Below are 13,958 nucleotides of genomic sequence, written 5' to 3'. Positions count from 1 at the left end.
CCCTTGTCTAGTCCTTGGTGGCCTGGGCGTAGAGCTGCTGGACGGCTGTGCCGAAGCGGGGGCTGTAGGAGGTGCGGTCGTCAGGGCCGCCACCGTTGAGGCCGCCGATGAGACCGATGACTTCGCCGGTGTGGGTCAGGGGGTTGTAGCCGAGGAGCCAGGGACTGCCGGAGGTGCCGCTGTAGAAGCCGCCGCAGTCGATGCGGAGCTGATCGTGGTCGGCGAGTTGCGAGGTTGTGGTGGTGCAGGCGATGGCCTCGCCGGACGGGTCGGCGTCGGCGTCCTCGTCGGCGTAGCCGACGACGGTGACCTTGTTCCGGTAGGAGGGTGTCGGGGTGAGGAGGTTGGCGCCGGTGAGGTCCTCTATGCGGTCGCCGTTGGCGTCGGCCTGGACGCGGGCGAAGGCGACGTCGTAGTCGGAGCCGGAGCCGGAGTAGGTCCAGCGGGAGTCGGAGTAGACCTGGGCGACGGCCCAGGCGCCGAAAGGCTGGAGCTTCGCACCGGAGGTGTATTGCGGCACGAAGGCGGTGTTGGTGCCGGGGGCGCAGTGCGCGGCGGTGAGGATCAGGTCCCGGTTGGGGCTGTGGACGACGCTGGCGGTGCAGTAGTGGGCGTGCATGTCGTCGTCGACGGAGAAGAGCACGCCGACAGTGGGGATGCCCTCGAAGTGGGCGGCGGTACCGGAGGAGGCCGGTATGGCGTCCGCCATGCGGTCGGCGGTCCAGAAGCGGGCAGCGGCGCTGTTGGTCCAGGCGGGGGTGGCGGCGGGCTCCTCGCGACCGTTGAGGAACGTCGCGAGCATGACCGCGCAAGCCAGGAGCGGGGCGAGCCGTTTGAGCATGCGGACAGAATAACGAGCGTCGCCGTGTATGGGCGGTCGTTACGCCCGTGGCTAACGATGCGGGAGCGTCATCGCCCGGCCGGGGCGACCCAGCCGGCGCGCGAGGAGTCCGATCGCCGTGGAGTTGACCAGGGCAGCGACGATGACGATGACCAGGCCGTTTGCGTGCGCTTCGACGATCGGCAGCCCGATCAGAGCGAGGCTGGTCGGAGCTGTCAGCAGCGCCGGTACGACTCCGGCCATCGCGGCGTCCGGACCGTATACGAACATGGCGATCCCGGCGTACGCGAGACCGGCGAAGACGATGGCCAGGTAGACCGCCGATGCCCGGTTGCCGACGGTTGTCGCGACGATCTTGCGGGCGGAGCCCAGGTTGTCGTCCATGTGCTGAGCGTCGCAGCGCCCGCCCGGTGCGGCATGAGTAGTGATACTCAACTTGTACGAGTCTCAGCCCCGGCCCAGCACCAGAGTGCCGGAAGAGCAGAACCAACCCCCCGTGCCGGAAGCGACCGCGAGCTCCGGGAGCCCGCCGCCGGCCCGCCGCACCTGCCGCTCACCCGCCTCGCCGCGCAGCTGGCGGACCGCCTCGACCAGCAGGAACAGCCCGCGCATGCCAGGATGGCAGGCGGAGAGCCCGCCGCCGTCGGTGTTGACAGGCAGCTCGCCGTCGATAGTGAGGCGGCCCTTCTCCACGAAGGCGCCGCCCTCGCCCTTGGGGCAGAAGCCGAGATCCTCAAGGGTCACCAGGGTCATGTATGTGAACGCGTCATATATCTCGGCGAAATCGATGTCGGCGGGGGAGACGCCCGCGCGGGCGAAGGCGGCCCGGCCCGAAACGGCGGCCGGGGAGACCGTGAAGTCCTCCCACTCCGACATGGCGGTGTGCGAGACGGCGCTGCCGGAACCGAGGACCCACACCGGCGCCTTCGCGGTGTCGGCCACGTAGTCCTCGGCGGCCAGCAGCACCGCGCAGCCGCCGTCGGAGCGGATGCAGCAGTGCAGTTTGGTGAACGGGTCGGCGATCACCGGGCCGGACAGTACGTCGTCGACGGTGACCGGGGCCCGATACATGGCTTCGGGGTTGCGGGCCGCGTTCGCGCGTGCCTGGACGGCGATCTCCGCGAGCTGCGGGAGTGTCGTGCCGTACTGGTGCATATGGCGCCGGGCGGCCATGGCGTACTTGGCGATCAGCGTGTGGCCGTAAGGCGTCTCGAATTGCAGCGGCCCGCGCGTGCCGAAGGAGAGGTTCGCGGTGCGGCGGCCCGCCTTGAGGTCGGCGCGGGCGGTGGATCCGTAGACGAGCAGGACGGCGCGGGCATGGCCCGCGGCTATCGCGTCGGCGGCGTGCGCCGCCATGACCTCCCAGGTGGCGCCACCGACGGACGTCGAGTCGACCCAGGTGGGACGGAGGCCCAGATAGTCGGCGACCTCAGCGGGCGCGAGGGTGCCGAGTCCCGCGGAGGCGAAGCCGTCGATGGCGTGGCGCGGCAGTCCGCAGTCCGCGAGCACCCGGCGGGCGGCCTGCGCGTGCAGTGCGTACGGCGTCGCGTCGTCGACCCGCCCGCAGTCCGACAGCGCGACTCCTACGACCGCGACTTTGCGGCTTCCCGTACGGCTGCGTTCGCGGCCACTGCGGCTACCCTGGGACATGTATCTGACGGTACATCAGATTTGTGCCGGGGAGGAGCCCACCGATGGATGCCGCGTTCACCGATGAGCAGCAAGAGATCCGGCGCACTCTGCGCGAACTGCTCCGCAAACGCTGCGGCCCCGACGAGGTCAAGGCGGCGGTGCGCACCGCCGCCGGCTACGACGAGGCCCTGTGGCGCTCGCTCGCCGGGCCGCTCGGCCTGCCCGGGATGGCCCTTCCGGCGGAGTACGGCGGCGCCGGCTTCGGGCCCACGGAGCTGGTGCTGGCCTGCGAGGAAACCGGGCGAGCCCTGTTGCCCTCCCCGCTGTTTCCCACGGCCGTGCTGGCCGCCCCCCTGATCGAAGCGCTCGGCACCGACGCCCAGCGGCGCGCCCTGCTCCCGCGTATCGCCTCCGGCGCGGTCACCGCTGCCCTCGCGGTGCCCTGCCCCCTGGGTGCCGCCCTCGGCCTCACCGCTCCGAGCGGCGACGGGGCCGGTGGCGACCGGGTCAGCGGCGACTGGGCCGGAGGCGACCGGGTCAGCGGCGACTGGGCCGGAGACGGCCGTGCGGGCGGCATCCAGGCGAGGCATGCCCCAGGCGCCCCCTGGCGGCTCTACGGCGAGGCCGGGCAGGTCCTCGGCGGCCATACCGCCGGGCTGCTGCTGGTCGCCGCGCACACCGGCGGCTACGCCCGCAGCCGGATCCGGCTCTTCCTGGTCGACGGCGGCGCGCCCGGCCTCGTACGCGCCAGGCTGACCGCCCTCGACGAGACCCGGGCCCAGGCGCGGATCCAACTCCGGGACGTGCCCGCGGAGCCCCTCGGCGGCGTCGAGGCGGCGGACGCGGCGGCGGACGTGGCGGCGGATGCGGCCGACGGTCCCGATCCGGGGCCCGCCCTCGCCCTTACGGGTGCTCTCGCGGCGGCTGCGATCGCCGCCGAAGCGGTCGGCGCGGCGGACCAGGCGCTTGCCACGACCCTGGCATATGTCCGGGCCAGGGAGCAGTTCGGGCGGCCTGTCGGCTCCTTCCAGGCGGTCAAGCACCGTTTGGCCGATCTTTACGTACGGCTACAGGCCGCGCGTTCGACGGCGTACTACGCCGGGTGCGACACGGACGACGGCAGAGCCGTCAGTGGCCCGCTCGCGCTGGCGGAGGCGCTGGCGGCACTGCGTGCTGTCGCGGGCGAGGCGATCCAGCTGCACGGCGGAGTCGGTTTCACCTGGGAGCACCATGCCCACCTGTACTTCAAGAGGGCGGTTTCGGACGAACTGCTGTTCGGCCCCGGGTATGCCCTGCGGGCCCGGGCTGCCGGGCAGGCGCGGCTCTTCGAGAATCTGGGGTTGGGGTTGGTGGCAGCATGAGCATGAGGAAGCCGGCAGGACTCGTGCGGCTTGTGCAGAGGGTGTCCTCGACGCGCGGCTTCGCCAAGGTGGCGCCGCACGTCCTACCCGCGATGGACGTGTTCGTGCACCGCCTCACTCGCGGAAAGGTGCTGATCAGCGCGCAGCTGCTGCCAGGCGTCGTGCTGACCGCCACAGGCGCGAAGAGCGGGCTGCCACGCCGTACGCCCTTGGCGTGCATGCCCGTGGCCGACGGCACGTTTGTGCTGGTCGGCAGCAACTTCGGGCAGCCGGACCATCCTGCCTGGACAGCGAACCTGCTGAAGCATCCGGACGCTGAGATCAGCTGGAAAGGCCGCGACATCCCTGTGCGCGCCGAGCTCCTGCGCGGGGCCGAGCGCGAGGCCGCCTGGGAGGCGCTACTGCGCTTCTGGCCGCCGTACGCTGCCTACGCGGCCCGGGTTGCCCGGGAGATCCGGCTCTTCCGGCTCACGCCGCGCTAGGGCCTGTCCGGCGGGAGTCCGGTGTGGCTGCCACTGGCCGGGGTGCGGTTTGGCGCCGGGTGCGGCCTGCGTTCGCGACTGCGGCGGGCTCAGCGTCGCCAGTCCTGTGCGCGCCGGTGGGGATCCTCTTGTGCGTGATTGCGGCAGCAAGAAGTAGACGCGGGCACCAAATCGGCGACCTCCCCCGAGGGCCGGTCGGCGCCCGCGTCGTTGCAGGCAGGACCTGTGGGCGGCTGGGACTGGCTAAGAGTGGCGTCATCACTTATCGGGGCGGCTTTTTGCCGGTGACGCCGAGATGCACGAGCAGGGCGAGATTGGGTTTGAGCTCGGCCTGTTTGACGCCCCAGCTGGTGAAGCCCTTTTGGTGGGCGGCCACGGCGGCGAGCATGGCGACCAGCGAGCCCGCGATGGCGGCAGGGCTGACCTCCTTGTCGACGCGGCCCTTGGCCTGGAGTTCCTTGATGGAGTCGGTAAGGGAATTGGTGACGGGGTTGAGGACCTTCATGCGGATCTTGTAGAACCGCTTGTCCCCTTCCGCCGCACCGAGGTCGACGACGCGCAGAATCGCGTCGTGCTTGCGCCAGAAGGAGAGGAAGCCGTCCACCAGCTCCTCGGCCGCTTGAGCGCCGGACTTGCCGACCCACGAGCGACCGGCTACGAGAGTGGCCAGACCGGTGCCTTCCGTGGCCATTTCCTCGGCGAGTTCGAGGACTGCGCCCTCGACGTCCGGGAAGTACTGGTAGAACGTTGCGGGGGAGGTACCTGCCATCCGGGCTACGTCGATGACCTTGACGTCCCGGTACGGGGACGTGCTCAGCATTTCGCCGAGGCAGTCGAGCAGCTTCTGCCGCGTCGCCTGTCCTCGACGCCCTGCCACACGGCCGTCGACGGTGCGAACTTGTCCTGTCATGCCGTCAGTTTACGGGCTGTTGATCAGCGCGCGATTCGGCGGCTGCAAATGGGGAAGGATAAGTGTTCGAATTTAGCCTGCGCGCCTGGCGAGATCACCCGATAGCGTGTCAAGTCAGACACTCCGTCTAACTCCGTCAATCGAGAGGATCGAGCCATGGCGAGATACGCCGATGGTGTGCCCTGTTGGGCGGACGCCATGCTCCCCGACCTGGAGGCCGGCAAGCGGTTCTACGGAGAATTGTTCGGCTGGACCTTCCAGGACGGCGAGAAGGATTACGGCTACTACACCCAGGTGTTCCGCCGGGACGGAAAGAACGTCGCGGCGCTCGCGCCCAAGCCCGACGGCCGGATGCCGACCGTCTGGAACATTTACTTCGCCTCGTCCGACGCCGCCGCGACGGCGGCCAAGGTCCGCGACGCCGGCGGCCAGGTGATCATGGACCCGATGGCCGTCGGGCCGTACGGGACGATGATGATGGCCGCCGATCCGGGCGGCGCCGTCTTCGGCGTCTGGCAGGCGGGCACGCACACCGGTTTCGGGGTGACCGGCGCACCCGGCTCGTACAGCTGGACCGAGGTCTACACGCGGGACGCGAAAGCCGTCGACGCCTTCTACGAGAGCGTCTTCGGCTTCAACGGCAAGCAGCTCGAGGGCACCCCCGGCATGGACTACAAGATCTACTCGCCGCCGGGCTCGCCGCCCGGACCGCGGAGCGCGGTCGCCGGGCGCTTCGAGATGGGGGAGGGCTTCCCCGAAGAGCTGCCGGCCCACTTCCTGGTCTACTTCGGCGTCGAGGATGCCGACCGGGCCGCAGAGACCGTCAGCCGGCTGGAGGGCCGGGTGACCATGGGCCCGGTGGACTCGCCGTTCGGCCGCCTGGCGACCGTGGTCGACAATCAAGGGGCGAACTTCGCGGTCATCGACACAAGCACCACCAGGGGTGAGAAACCCGCTTGAACAACGCTTCGCTACCACGCGTATCCACTGGTGACGTGTCTCATTAAGAGCGTGTCGACACGGCCCCGGGTTCGCAACGGATACTCATCCCAGGAAGAATCAGTTCCGTACCCCGGGACTGGGGGGAACCCACGGGGAGGTGGCAGGGCAGTGCAGCAGCTGACGCAGCACGATCCAAGACGGATCGGCCCGTTCGAGGTGCTCGCGCGGCTCGGCTCGGGCGGCATGGGGCTGGTCTATCTCGCCCGCTCGGCGTCCGGCCGGCGAGTGGCGATCAAGACGGTGCGCGCCGAGCTGGCGGAGGACCAGCTTTTCCGGGTCCGCTTCACCCGCGAGGTGGAGGCGGCCCGCGCGGTCAGCGGCTTCTATACGGCTGCCGTCGTGGACGCCGACCCGCGCGCGGCGGTGCCGTGGCTCGCCACGGCGTATGTGCCGGCGCCCTCGCTGGAGGAGATCGTCAACGATTCCGGGCCGATGCCCGCCCAGGCGGTGCGCTGGCTCGCGGCCGGGGTCGCGGAGGCCCTGCAGTCCATCCACGGGGCCGGGCTCGTGCACCGTGACCTCAAGCCGTCCAACGTACTGGTGGTCGAGGACGGGCCCCGCGTGATCGACTTCGGTATCGCGTCCGGGGTCTCCAACACTCGGCTCACAATGACGAACGTGGCGGTCGGAACGCCCGCATATATGTCGCCCGAGCAGGCGCGGGACTCGCGGAGCGTCACTGGCGCGAGTGATGTCTTCTCACTCGGGTCGACGCTGGTCTTCGCGGCGACCGGGCACGCGCCGTTCCACGGCGCCAACCCGGTCGAGACCGTCTTCATGCTGCTCCGGGAAGGCCCGGACCTGGCCGGGCTGCCGGGCGAGCTGCGGCCGCTCATCGAGTCCTGCATGCGGATGGAGGCCGACCAGCGGCCGAGCCCCGCCGAGCTCCAGGCGCAGCTCGCGCCGCACCTCTTCTCCTCGGCCGGTGACGACACCGGTACGGCCTCCGCGTGGCTGCCGGCCGGGGCGGTGGCGATGATAGAGGAGCGCCGCAGCGGCCGGTCGGCGGTGGCCGCGGCGGGTGCGGGCGCCGCCGCGGCGGCCAAGGGCGCAGTGGTGCCGCCCATGCCACAGCTGCCGCCGCCGGTTCCGGCTGCCCTGCCGGCCGCCCCGCCGGTTGCTTCGGCCGCGGCTCCGGCCTCGCCGCGGGTCCCCGAGGGCGGTGGCGGCAGGCACGCCGGCAACGCCGCCGAAGCCGGGCCGGTGCAACTGGCCGGCTCCGCGCCGATCGGGCCCGGCCTGCGGGTCGCCGACCGCAAGGACCACACGGCGAAGGCGGCGGGGCCCGCACCGGACCTCGGCTGGACCCACCGGGGCGGCGGAGCCGGTGGCGGTCCGCCCGGTGACCAGGGTGGGGCCGGCGGTGGTGGCGGTGGTGCTCATGCCGTCGGCAACCCGCCCCCCAAGGCCTTGCCCGGGCAGGCACAGCCCCCCGGCGGGGAGTGGCGGCCCTGGCGGTTCCGCATGTCGAACGATGTGTGGGGCACCCCCGTTGTCTCCGGCGGGCGGCTCTACGTCACCTCCTTCGAGGTACACGCGCTCGACGTCGCCACCGGCCGGCGGCAGTTCAAGACCCGTGACGTCGCCTGGACCATGACCGTCGACAGCGGCCGCATCCACGCCTCGGACGGGCCCAGCGTCTACGCCCTCGACGCCTCCGACGGCACCGAGCGATGGCGTACCGCGGTCGACGGCTGGATCTACTCCCTGCGGGCGGACGCCGGCGCCGTCGTCACCGGCACGCGCGGCGGCGGTGTCCAGGTCTGGGACGCCGCCGGCGGCCGGCTGCTCTGGGAGCGCGGCGGCGCGCAGACCGACTTCGAGACCCCCGAGTCCGGCCCCGGCGTAGTCGACGGTGTCGTCTACTTCCACGGCGGCGGCCGGCTCCACGCCCTCGACGCCACTACCGGCGCCGAGCACTGGTCGTACCCCACCAGCGAGACCGGTGCGCCCGGCAGCATGCCGACACGCCCGGTCGTCGCGGACGGCGCCGTATATGTGACGGCCGGCAACCGTGTCCTCGCGCTTGACGCCCGCACCGGCGGTGAGCGCTGGCGTTTCGACGCGCCCGCGGTCATGTTCGGGCCGCCCGCCTACGTGCCCGGGCCTGGCGTGACCGGCGGCGGAATCTACGTCGCCGACTACCTCGGGACCGTGTATGCCCTCGATCCGGTCGATGGCAGGGACCGGTGGCGGGTCGCCACCGAGCAACGGCAGTCCGTCGAGCCTGTGCTCGTCGCGGGCGGCTCCGTCATGCTCGGGGCGGGGTCTGCCCTGTACACCCTTGACGCGGTCTCAGGCACGCCGAAGTGGCGCTTCGCGGCTCAGGGAGAGATCGTCGGGGCGCCGGTCACGGCCGATGGGCGCGTGCATTTCGGGTCCAAGGACCACTGTCTGTACACGGTGGACGCCGGGGGCGGCCAATTGCGGTGGAAGCTGGAGACGGGCGGTGAGATCACCGGGTCCCCGGTGGTCATGGGGGGTGTGGTGTACGCGAGCAGCAAGGACCGGTGTGTCTACGCGTTGGACGCCGTGAAGGGAACGGGCGCCGCTGCACGGCGCGCTTGAGGGGTTTTGCCAGCCGGCCCACCCGTTGCTGTTGGCTGTTTGACCCGCCCGTTCCCGGCTCCGTCCGATATGCGGCTGGCGCCGCGTGGGGGGGCGCTGTCCCGGGCCCGGGTTCTACGTGCGGGCCGTCCGCGTTTGAGGACCTGGGGCCCCCACGCGAAGCCCGCCGGAGGCGCGGGGCATGAATGGACCGGCCGGCGGGGAGAACGGAATGCCGGCCGGTCGTAAGGTGCAACGACCACGTTGGTGTGAAGTTACGGCGATCGGACCGCGAGTCCTGACCGGACCGCGAGTCCTGACCGGACCGCGAGCCGCCCGTTCACCGCACCCGGAAATCCGGGCGGCGCACGGCGAAGAGCCCGGCCTGCTGCTCGGCCGACAGACTGCCGAGGGCTATGAGGTGCGGGGCGTGGGCCAGGGCCTGGGTCCGGGCGGCTTCGCGGGCGGACCAGACGGCGCGTACGGTGCCCTGCACCGCGTCCGTGGGGTAGGAGGCGAGGACCTCGGCCGAGCGGAGGGCCGCGCTCAGCAGCTCGGGACCCGGGACGACTTCGCTGACGAGGCCGGTCTGATAGGCGCGAGCGGCGCCGAGTCGTTCGGCGGTGCCCATGAGGGACATGCGCATGACTTCGCCGTAGGGCATGAGCTGGGCCATGTGGATGGCTTCGTAGGCGCTGACCATGCCGTAGGTGGTGTGGGGGTCGAAGAAGGTGGCGTGTTCGGCGGCGATGAGGAATTCGCTTTCGCCGAGGAGGTAGAAGGCCCCGCCGCAGGCCATGCCGTTGACGGCGGCGATGACGGGCTTCCAGAGGTCGTTGGATTTGGGGCCTATGCGCAGGAGGGGATCGTCGATGGAGTACGGGGAGGCGGGCTGGGGGACGACGGCGGAGCGGTCGATGCCCGTACAGAAGGCGTGCCGGCCGGCGCCGGTGAGGACGATGGCGCGGATGTCGTCGGTCATCCGGAGTTCCCGCCACAGAGCGGTGAGTTCGCGGGCGCCGGCGAGGTCGATGGCGTTGTGGCGTTCGGGACGGTCGAGGGTGACGATCGCGACGCCGTCGTCGCTCTTCTCGCACCGGACGGTCATGGCCGCTCCAGCAGCCAGCGGGGCAGCCCGTCGTGGAAGACGGCCCGTACGCGGGCACCGATATGGATCCGGGCGGGGTCGACGGAGTCGAGCCGTGCGTCGGGCCGGGCGACGAGGTTGCCGACGAGGCGGATGGCGGGGTCTTCGGCCAGTTCCACGATGACCACGTTGTACGGGGCCTGGTCGGCGTACTCGGGGAGGAGCGGGGGATGGGCGATGACGTAGGACCAGACGCGGCCGTGGCCGCTCAGGTGCCGCCAGTGGCTGTCGAAGGAGTGGCAGTGCGGGCAGCAGGGGCGGGGCGGGAAGCGGAGCCGTCCGCAGGGAGTGCAGGCCTGGACGCGGAGTTCGCCGGCGCGGGCGTACTCCCAGAAGGGGGTGCCGTCGGGGTCGGCCACTGGTCGCAGCATGTCAGTTCCTCAGGAGGAATGCGGAGGTGGGCACGCCTTCGCCGGCGGTGACCAGGCAGGTGGCGGCGCCCGGGATCTGCGCGGTGGAGGTGCCGCGAAGCTGCCTGACGCCCTCATTGATGAGGTTGAAGCCGTGGACGTAGGCCTCGGAGAGTCCTCCGCCGCTGGTGTTGATGGGGAGCCGGCCGCCGGTTTCCAGGGCGCCGCCCTCGGTGAAGGCGGCGCCCTCACCACGTCCGCAGAATCCGTAGCCCTCGAGAGAGAGCGGGATGAGGGGGGTGAACGCGTCGTATATCTGCGCGACATGTATGTCCTGCGGCCCGAAGTCGGCGGACTTCCACAGGTGCCGGGCGGCTGCCCAGGAAGGGCCGGACAGCGGGTCGTCGGTCCAGTAGTTGACCATGCCGTGGTGCTGGGCGGGCAGTCCCTGCGCGGCGGCGTGCACATATACGGGCGGTTGGCGGCAGTCCCGGGCGCGTCCCGCGCCGACGACGACGCAGGCGAGGGCGCCGTCCGTCTCCAGGCAGTTGTCGAAGAGGCAGAGGGGCTCGCTGATCCAGCGGGCGGTCATATACATCTCACGGGTCATCGGCCGCTCGTACATCGTGGCCGCGGGGTTCTGGTTGGCGCGGTTGCGGCAGGCGAGGGCGACGTTGAAGAGGTGGTCCCGGGTCGCCCCGTATTCGTGCATATAGCGGCGGGTGAGCATCGCGATCTCGTCGGATGGGCGCAACAGTCCGAAGGGCCGGGTCCATTGGGCGGGGGTGGGGAGCTGGGTCACCGTGTTCGTCCAGGGGCGGGGGCCGGAGCCGCGTTTACGGGAGCGCCAGGCGACGCCGACGCTCGCCTGGCCGGTGGCGATGGCGGCGGCGAGATGGGCGATGGTGGCGCAGGAGCCGCCGCCTCCATAGCCGACGCGGCTGAAGAAGGTGAGGTCGCCGGTGCCGACGGCTTTCGCGAGCTCGACCTCGTCGGTCTCCTCCATGGTGTACGAGGCGAGGGCGTCGACTTCCGAGGGGTCGATTCCGGCGTCGTCGAGGGCGGCCAGGACGGCTCGGCAGGCGAGGGTCTTCTCGGACTCGGGCAGGTGCTTGGCGAAGGCGGTCTGCCCTATGCCGACGATGGCTGTCGCATCCTTCAAGGCTGACATTCCGTCAGGTTACCGTTAATCTGACGGATAGTCAGTAACCGGTACGGGAAGGGACCTCATGCGCGGTGACCTGGAGTGGGGCAGCATTCCACGGCTGGTACGGTCGGCCGCCGACCGCTTCCCCGGCCGAGAAGCGGTCGTCGACGGCCGGACCCGGATCTCCTACGCCGCACTTGGCGAGCGAGTGGAGCGGGCTTCGGCCGCCACCATCGCGGCGGGTGTCGCACCGGGCGACCGGGTCGCCGTCTGGGCACCGAACACGGCGGACTGGATCACGGCGGCGCTCGGCGCGGTGTCGGCGGGAGCCGTCCTCGTACCCCTCAACACCCGCTTCAAGGGCGCGGAAGCGGCGTATGTCCTGCGCCGTACCCGGGCGAAGCTGCTGTTCATCACCGGCACTTTCCTCGGCACCTCGTACGTCGCCTCGCTGCGGCGGGTGGTCGCCGAGCGGCCGCTGCCGGATCTGGAGCAGGTCGTCGTACTGTCCGACGCCGCGCCCGCGCCCGCCCCGGGGGGCAGCCCGGCCTACCGGACCTGGAAGGACTTCCTCGCGGACGGGGACGCGATACCCCCGGAGACCGTACGGGCCCGGGCAGACGCCGTCCGTTCCGCGGACCCCTCCGACCTCACCTTCACCTCCGGCACCACCGGCCACCCAAAGGGCGTGGTCATCACCCATGCCCAGACTCTCCGGGTCTACGAGACCTGGAGCGAGGTGGTGGGCCTGACGGAGGGCGACCGCTATCTCATCGTCAACCCGTTCTTCCACACTTTCGGCTACAAGGCCGGCATCATCGCCTGCCTGATGCGCGGCGCGACGATGATCCCTCAGCCCGTCTTCGACGTAGGCACGGCACTGGCCAACATCGCCACCGAGCGAGTCTCCGTACTCCCCGGCCCGCCCACCCTCCACCAGGCCGTCCTCGACCATCCGGCGCGCGCGTCCTACGATCTGAGCGCCCTGCGCCTGGTCGTCACCGGCGCCGCCGTCGTCCCCCTCGAACTCGTCGAGCGGCTCCGCGACGAGCTCAAGATCACCACTGTCCTGACCGCCTACGGCCTCACCGAAGCCTCCGGCACCGTCACCATGTGCCGCCGCACCGACGCCGCCGAGGTCGTCGCCTCCACCTCCGGACGCGCCATCCCCGGCACCGAGGTCAAGGTCGCGGCACCGGGCCCCGGAGAGCCCGGTGAGGTGCTTGTGCGCGGCTACAACGTCATGTCCGGCTACTACGAGGACGAGGAGGAGACGGCTGAGGCGGTCGACCCCGACGGCTGGCTCCACACCGGCGATGTCGGTGTCATGGACGCCGACGGAAATCTACGGATCACCGACCGGCTGAAGGACATGTTCATCGTCGGCGGCTTCAACGCCTATCCGGCGGAGATCGAGCGATCCCTGTTGCGTCATCCGGATGTGGCCGATGCCGCCGTAGTCGGCATCCCGGACCGGCGGCTGGGGGAGGCGGGCAAGGCCTATGTCGTCCGCCGGGCCGATTCCGCTCTGACGGCGGACGAGGTCATCGCCTGGGCCCGGCGCGAAATGGCCAACTACAAGGTGCCGCGCGTCGTGGAGTTCGTGCCCGAGCTGCCGCGCAACGCGAGCGGCAAGGTGCTCAAGGGCGAGCTGCGCGGGCGGGGGGCTCCGGGTGGGGTGATCCAGTGAGTGCCCCAGTTCGCGAGGCATATCCTACGAGCCGCTCCACGTCCCGCAGATCGACGCGTCGTCCGGCTTGTTGTGGCCGTTCGTGGGAAGGCGGTGCGCCTGACCCGGCCTGCTTGTGTGGGTCCGGGGAGTGCGGCAGGGCGGCCGCAGCGGTGGTCGCTGGGGCCGCCCCGAGACCTGCGTCAGTCGACGTGGTTGTTGTCCGGGATGACGATGTCGACGTGGTTGTTGTCCGGACTAGCGGCCGCAGCGGCCGGGATCGCTGTGGCTGCGGCGGCGGCTAGCAGGGCTGCGAGGACGATGGCGGTTTTCTGTGCAAGTTTCATGTCTTCTCCAAGGTGGGGAGCAGATTTCTGACAGCTCAGAAGCCGCCGGGCGCACGTACTCGACCTGTGTTGCTCCCGATGCCGATGTGGCCGCAGGGACAGCTCGACGCTAACGGCCACCCCCCCCGGCTGCGCAAGTGTTTCCCTGAGTCGAGAACCGGCCAATTCGCAACGCACGAACGACCGGCCGTGACGCCCCCTCCGCGTCACGGCCGGTCCTCTGGAGCCCTCAGGGTTGCAGTGTGTTCCCCCGCTCCCCCCTATCGCGGCTCGTCGCCGATCAGACGGGCTCGGAGTCGTTGTGGCTGTTGTTCGGCTTGACCACTGTCCCCTCGTCAGCGGCGAGGATCGTCTCGGACCCGGTGGTCCCGTCGTTGTGGCTGTTGTCGGGCGTGATGGTGCCTGTGTCCTCTGCCGGGTCCGAGCCCGCCGGTACTTCAGTAGTCATGTTGTTCCTCCCCGTGGGTGATTGAGACGTGCCTGCGTGGGTGCCCACCTGGTGGCGACCCCCGTACGCCACCAG

14 protein-coding genes are annotated in these 13,958 nt (G+C 70.7%); 5 read left to right on the top strand and 9 right to left on the bottom strand.

Features of this window, described 5'->3' with window-relative positions:
- Nucleotides 1–7 precede the first annotated feature (7 nt).
- The 3 genes from FCI23_RS19755 to FCI23_RS19745 form a co-directional block, all read right to left on the bottom strand.
- Nucleotides 8–841 carry a trypsin-like serine peptidase gene (locus tag FCI23_RS19755; protein ID WP_136725245.1) on the bottom strand — a complete coding sequence of 278 codons (834 nt, stop codon included), beginning with the start codon at nucleotides 839–841 and terminating at the stop codon, nucleotides 8–10.
- Between the two features lie 51 nt (nucleotides 842–892).
- A complete protein-coding gene (locus FCI23_RS19750; protein ID WP_136725244.1) occupies nucleotides 893–1,225 on the bottom strand; it encodes an SCO4225 family membrane protein in 333 nt (110 codons plus the stop codon).
- Nucleotides 1,226–1,288: 63 nt separating this feature from the next.
- The gene (locus tag FCI23_RS19745; RefSeq protein ID WP_136725243.1) at nucleotides 1,289–2,491 is read right to left on the bottom strand and encodes a thiolase C-terminal domain-containing protein; all 1,203 of its coding nucleotides are present in this window, start codon (nucleotides 2,489–2,491) and stop codon (nucleotides 1,289–1,291) included.
- 44 nt (nucleotides 2,492–2,535) lie between these two features.
- Here FCI23_RS19745 and FCI23_RS19740 point away from each other — a divergent pair, with 44 nt between their 5' ends.
- Both FCI23_RS19740 and FCI23_RS19735 read left to right on the top strand, forming a co-directional pair.
- Nucleotides 2,536–3,834, top strand: a complete 1,299-nt coding sequence (locus FCI23_RS19740; protein WP_136725242.1) for an acyl-CoA dehydrogenase family protein — start codon at nucleotides 2,536–2,538, stop codon at nucleotides 3,832–3,834.
- Complete coding sequence (locus tag FCI23_RS19735) at nucleotides 3,831–4,316, top strand: nitroreductase/quinone reductase family protein (RefSeq protein WP_246143842.1); 486 nt, start codon at nucleotides 3,831–3,833, stop codon at nucleotides 4,314–4,316. Before FCI23_RS19740 ends, FCI23_RS19735 begins: the two co-directional genes overlap by 4 nt.
- Nucleotides 4,317–4,578: 262 nt before the next feature.
- On the opposite strand, the gene FCI23_RS19730 is transcribed toward FCI23_RS19735, so the two are convergent.
- Nucleotides 4,579–5,226 (bottom strand): TetR family transcriptional regulator, encoded by a 648-nt coding sequence (locus tag FCI23_RS19730; protein ID WP_136725241.1) that lies wholly within the window; start codon nucleotides 5,224–5,226, stop codon nucleotides 4,579–4,581.
- A gap of 156 nt (nucleotides 5,227–5,382) precedes the next feature.
- On the opposite strand from FCI23_RS19730, the gene FCI23_RS19725 reads away from it, so the two are divergent.
- Both FCI23_RS19725 and FCI23_RS19720 read left to right on the top strand, forming a co-directional pair.
- Entirely contained in the window at nucleotides 5,383–6,186 is an 804-nt protein-coding gene (locus FCI23_RS19725; RefSeq protein WP_136725240.1) for a VOC family protein, read from the top strand.
- Nucleotides 6,187–6,336: 150 nt separating this feature from the next.
- On the top strand, nucleotides 6,337–8,796 hold the full coding sequence (locus FCI23_RS19720; RefSeq protein ID WP_136725239.1) for a serine/threonine-protein kinase: 2,460 nt from the start codon (nucleotides 6,337–6,339) through the stop codon (nucleotides 8,794–8,796).
- Nucleotides 8,797–9,115: 319 nt separating this feature from the next.
- Here FCI23_RS19720 and FCI23_RS19715 read toward each other — a convergent pair whose 3' ends face one another.
- From FCI23_RS19715 to FCI23_RS19705, 3 genes are read right to left on the bottom strand one after another with little or no spacing between them, the layout of a single operon-like run.
- Nucleotides 9,116–9,883 carry an enoyl-CoA hydratase/isomerase family protein gene (locus FCI23_RS19715; RefSeq protein ID WP_136725238.1) on the bottom strand — a complete coding sequence of 256 codons (768 nt, stop codon included), beginning with the start codon at nucleotides 9,881–9,883 and terminating at the stop codon, nucleotides 9,116–9,118.
- The gene (locus FCI23_RS19710; RefSeq protein ID WP_136725237.1) at nucleotides 9,880–10,293 is read right to left on the bottom strand and encodes a Zn-ribbon domain-containing OB-fold protein; all 414 of its coding nucleotides are present in this window, start codon (nucleotides 10,291–10,293) and stop codon (nucleotides 9,880–9,882) included. The genes FCI23_RS19715 and FCI23_RS19710 overlap by 4 nt, the downstream gene beginning before the upstream one ends.
- 1 nt (nucleotide 10,294) lies before the next feature.
- Nucleotides 10,295–11,443 carry a lipid-transfer protein gene (locus tag FCI23_RS19705; protein ID WP_136725236.1) on the bottom strand — a complete coding sequence of 383 codons (1,149 nt, stop codon included), beginning with the start codon at nucleotides 11,441–11,443 and terminating at the stop codon, nucleotides 10,295–10,297.
- Between the two features lie 58 nt (nucleotides 11,444–11,501).
- On the opposite strand from FCI23_RS19705, the gene FCI23_RS19700 reads away from it, so the two are divergent.
- Nucleotides 11,502–13,109, top strand: coding sequence for a FadD3 family acyl-CoA ligase (locus tag FCI23_RS19700; RefSeq protein ID WP_136725235.1), 1,608 nt, complete (start codon nucleotides 11,502–11,504; stop codon nucleotides 13,107–13,109).
- 182 nt (nucleotides 13,110–13,291) lie between these two features.
- On the opposite strand, the gene FCI23_RS56495 is transcribed toward FCI23_RS19700, so the two are convergent.
- Both FCI23_RS56495 and FCI23_RS56490 read right to left on the bottom strand, forming a co-directional pair.
- Nucleotides 13,292–13,435 (bottom strand): hypothetical protein, encoded by a 144-nt coding sequence (locus FCI23_RS56495; RefSeq protein ID WP_169316859.1) that lies wholly within the window; start codon nucleotides 13,433–13,435, stop codon nucleotides 13,292–13,294.
- 280 nt (nucleotides 13,436–13,715) lie between these two features.
- Nucleotides 13,716–13,883 (bottom strand): hypothetical protein, encoded by a 168-nt coding sequence (locus FCI23_RS56490; protein WP_169316858.1) that lies wholly within the window; start codon nucleotides 13,881–13,883, stop codon nucleotides 13,716–13,718.
- Between the last annotated feature and the right edge of the window lie 75 nt (nucleotides 13,884–13,958).

It is taken from the genome of Actinacidiphila oryziradicis (genome assembly GCF_005047355.1).
GTDB lineage: Bacteria > Actinomycetota > Actinomycetes > Streptomycetales > Streptomycetaceae > Actinacidiphila > Actinacidiphila oryziradicis.
The sequence above is the reverse complement of the archived record's forward strand: the minus strand, read 5'-3'. Positions and strand labels throughout refer to the sequence as shown.

What these genes read in the sequence shown, in the direction of transcription:
- FCI23_RS19755 (WP_136725245.1), bottom strand. Translation starts at nt 841, where the DNA reads ATGCTCAAACGGCTCGCCCCGCTCCTGGCTTGCGCGGTCATGCTCGCG.
- FCI23_RS19750 (WP_136725244.1), bottom strand. Translation starts at nt 1,225, where the DNA reads ATGGACGACAACCTGGGCTCCGCCCGCAAGATCGTCGCGACAACCGTC.
- FCI23_RS19745 (WP_136725243.1), bottom strand. Translation starts at nt 2,491, where the DNA reads ATGTCCCAGGGTAGCCGCAGTGGCCGCGAACGCAGCCGTACGGGAAGC.
- FCI23_RS19740 (WP_136725242.1), top strand. Translation starts at nt 2,536, where the DNA reads ATGGATGCCGCGTTCACCGATGAGCAGCAAGAGATCCGGCGCACTCTG.
- FCI23_RS19735 (WP_246143842.1), top strand. Translation starts at nt 3,831, where the DNA reads ATGAGCATGAGGAAGCCGGCAGGACTCGTGCGGCTTGTGCAGAGGGTG.
- FCI23_RS19730 (WP_136725241.1), bottom strand. Translation starts at nt 5,226, where the DNA reads ATGACAGGACAAGTTCGCACCGTCGACGGCCGTGTGGCAGGGCGTCGA.
- FCI23_RS19725 (WP_136725240.1), top strand. Translation starts at nt 5,383, where the DNA reads ATGGCGAGATACGCCGATGGTGTGCCCTGTTGGGCGGACGCCATGCTC.
- FCI23_RS19715 (WP_136725238.1), bottom strand. Translation starts at nt 9,883, where the DNA reads ATGACCGTCCGGTGCGAGAAGAGCGACGACGGCGTCGCGATCGTCACC.
- FCI23_RS19710 (WP_136725237.1), bottom strand. Translation starts at nt 10,293, where the DNA reads ATGCTGCGACCAGTGGCCGACCCCGACGGCACCCCCTTCTGGGAGTAC.
- FCI23_RS19705 (WP_136725236.1), bottom strand. Translation starts at nt 11,443, where the DNA reads ATGTCAGCCTTGAAGGATGCGACAGCCATCGTCGGCATAGGGCAGACC.
- FCI23_RS19700 (WP_136725235.1), top strand. Translation starts at nt 11,502, where the DNA reads ATGCGCGGTGACCTGGAGTGGGGCAGCATTCCACGGCTGGTACGGTCG.
- FCI23_RS56495 (WP_169316859.1), bottom strand. Translation starts at nt 13,435, where the DNA reads ATGAAACTTGCACAGAAAACCGCCATCGTCCTCGCAGCCCTGCTAGCC.
- FCI23_RS56490 (WP_169316858.1), bottom strand. Translation starts at nt 13,883, where the DNA reads ATGACTACTGAAGTACCGGCGGGCTCGGACCCGGCAGAGGACACAGGC.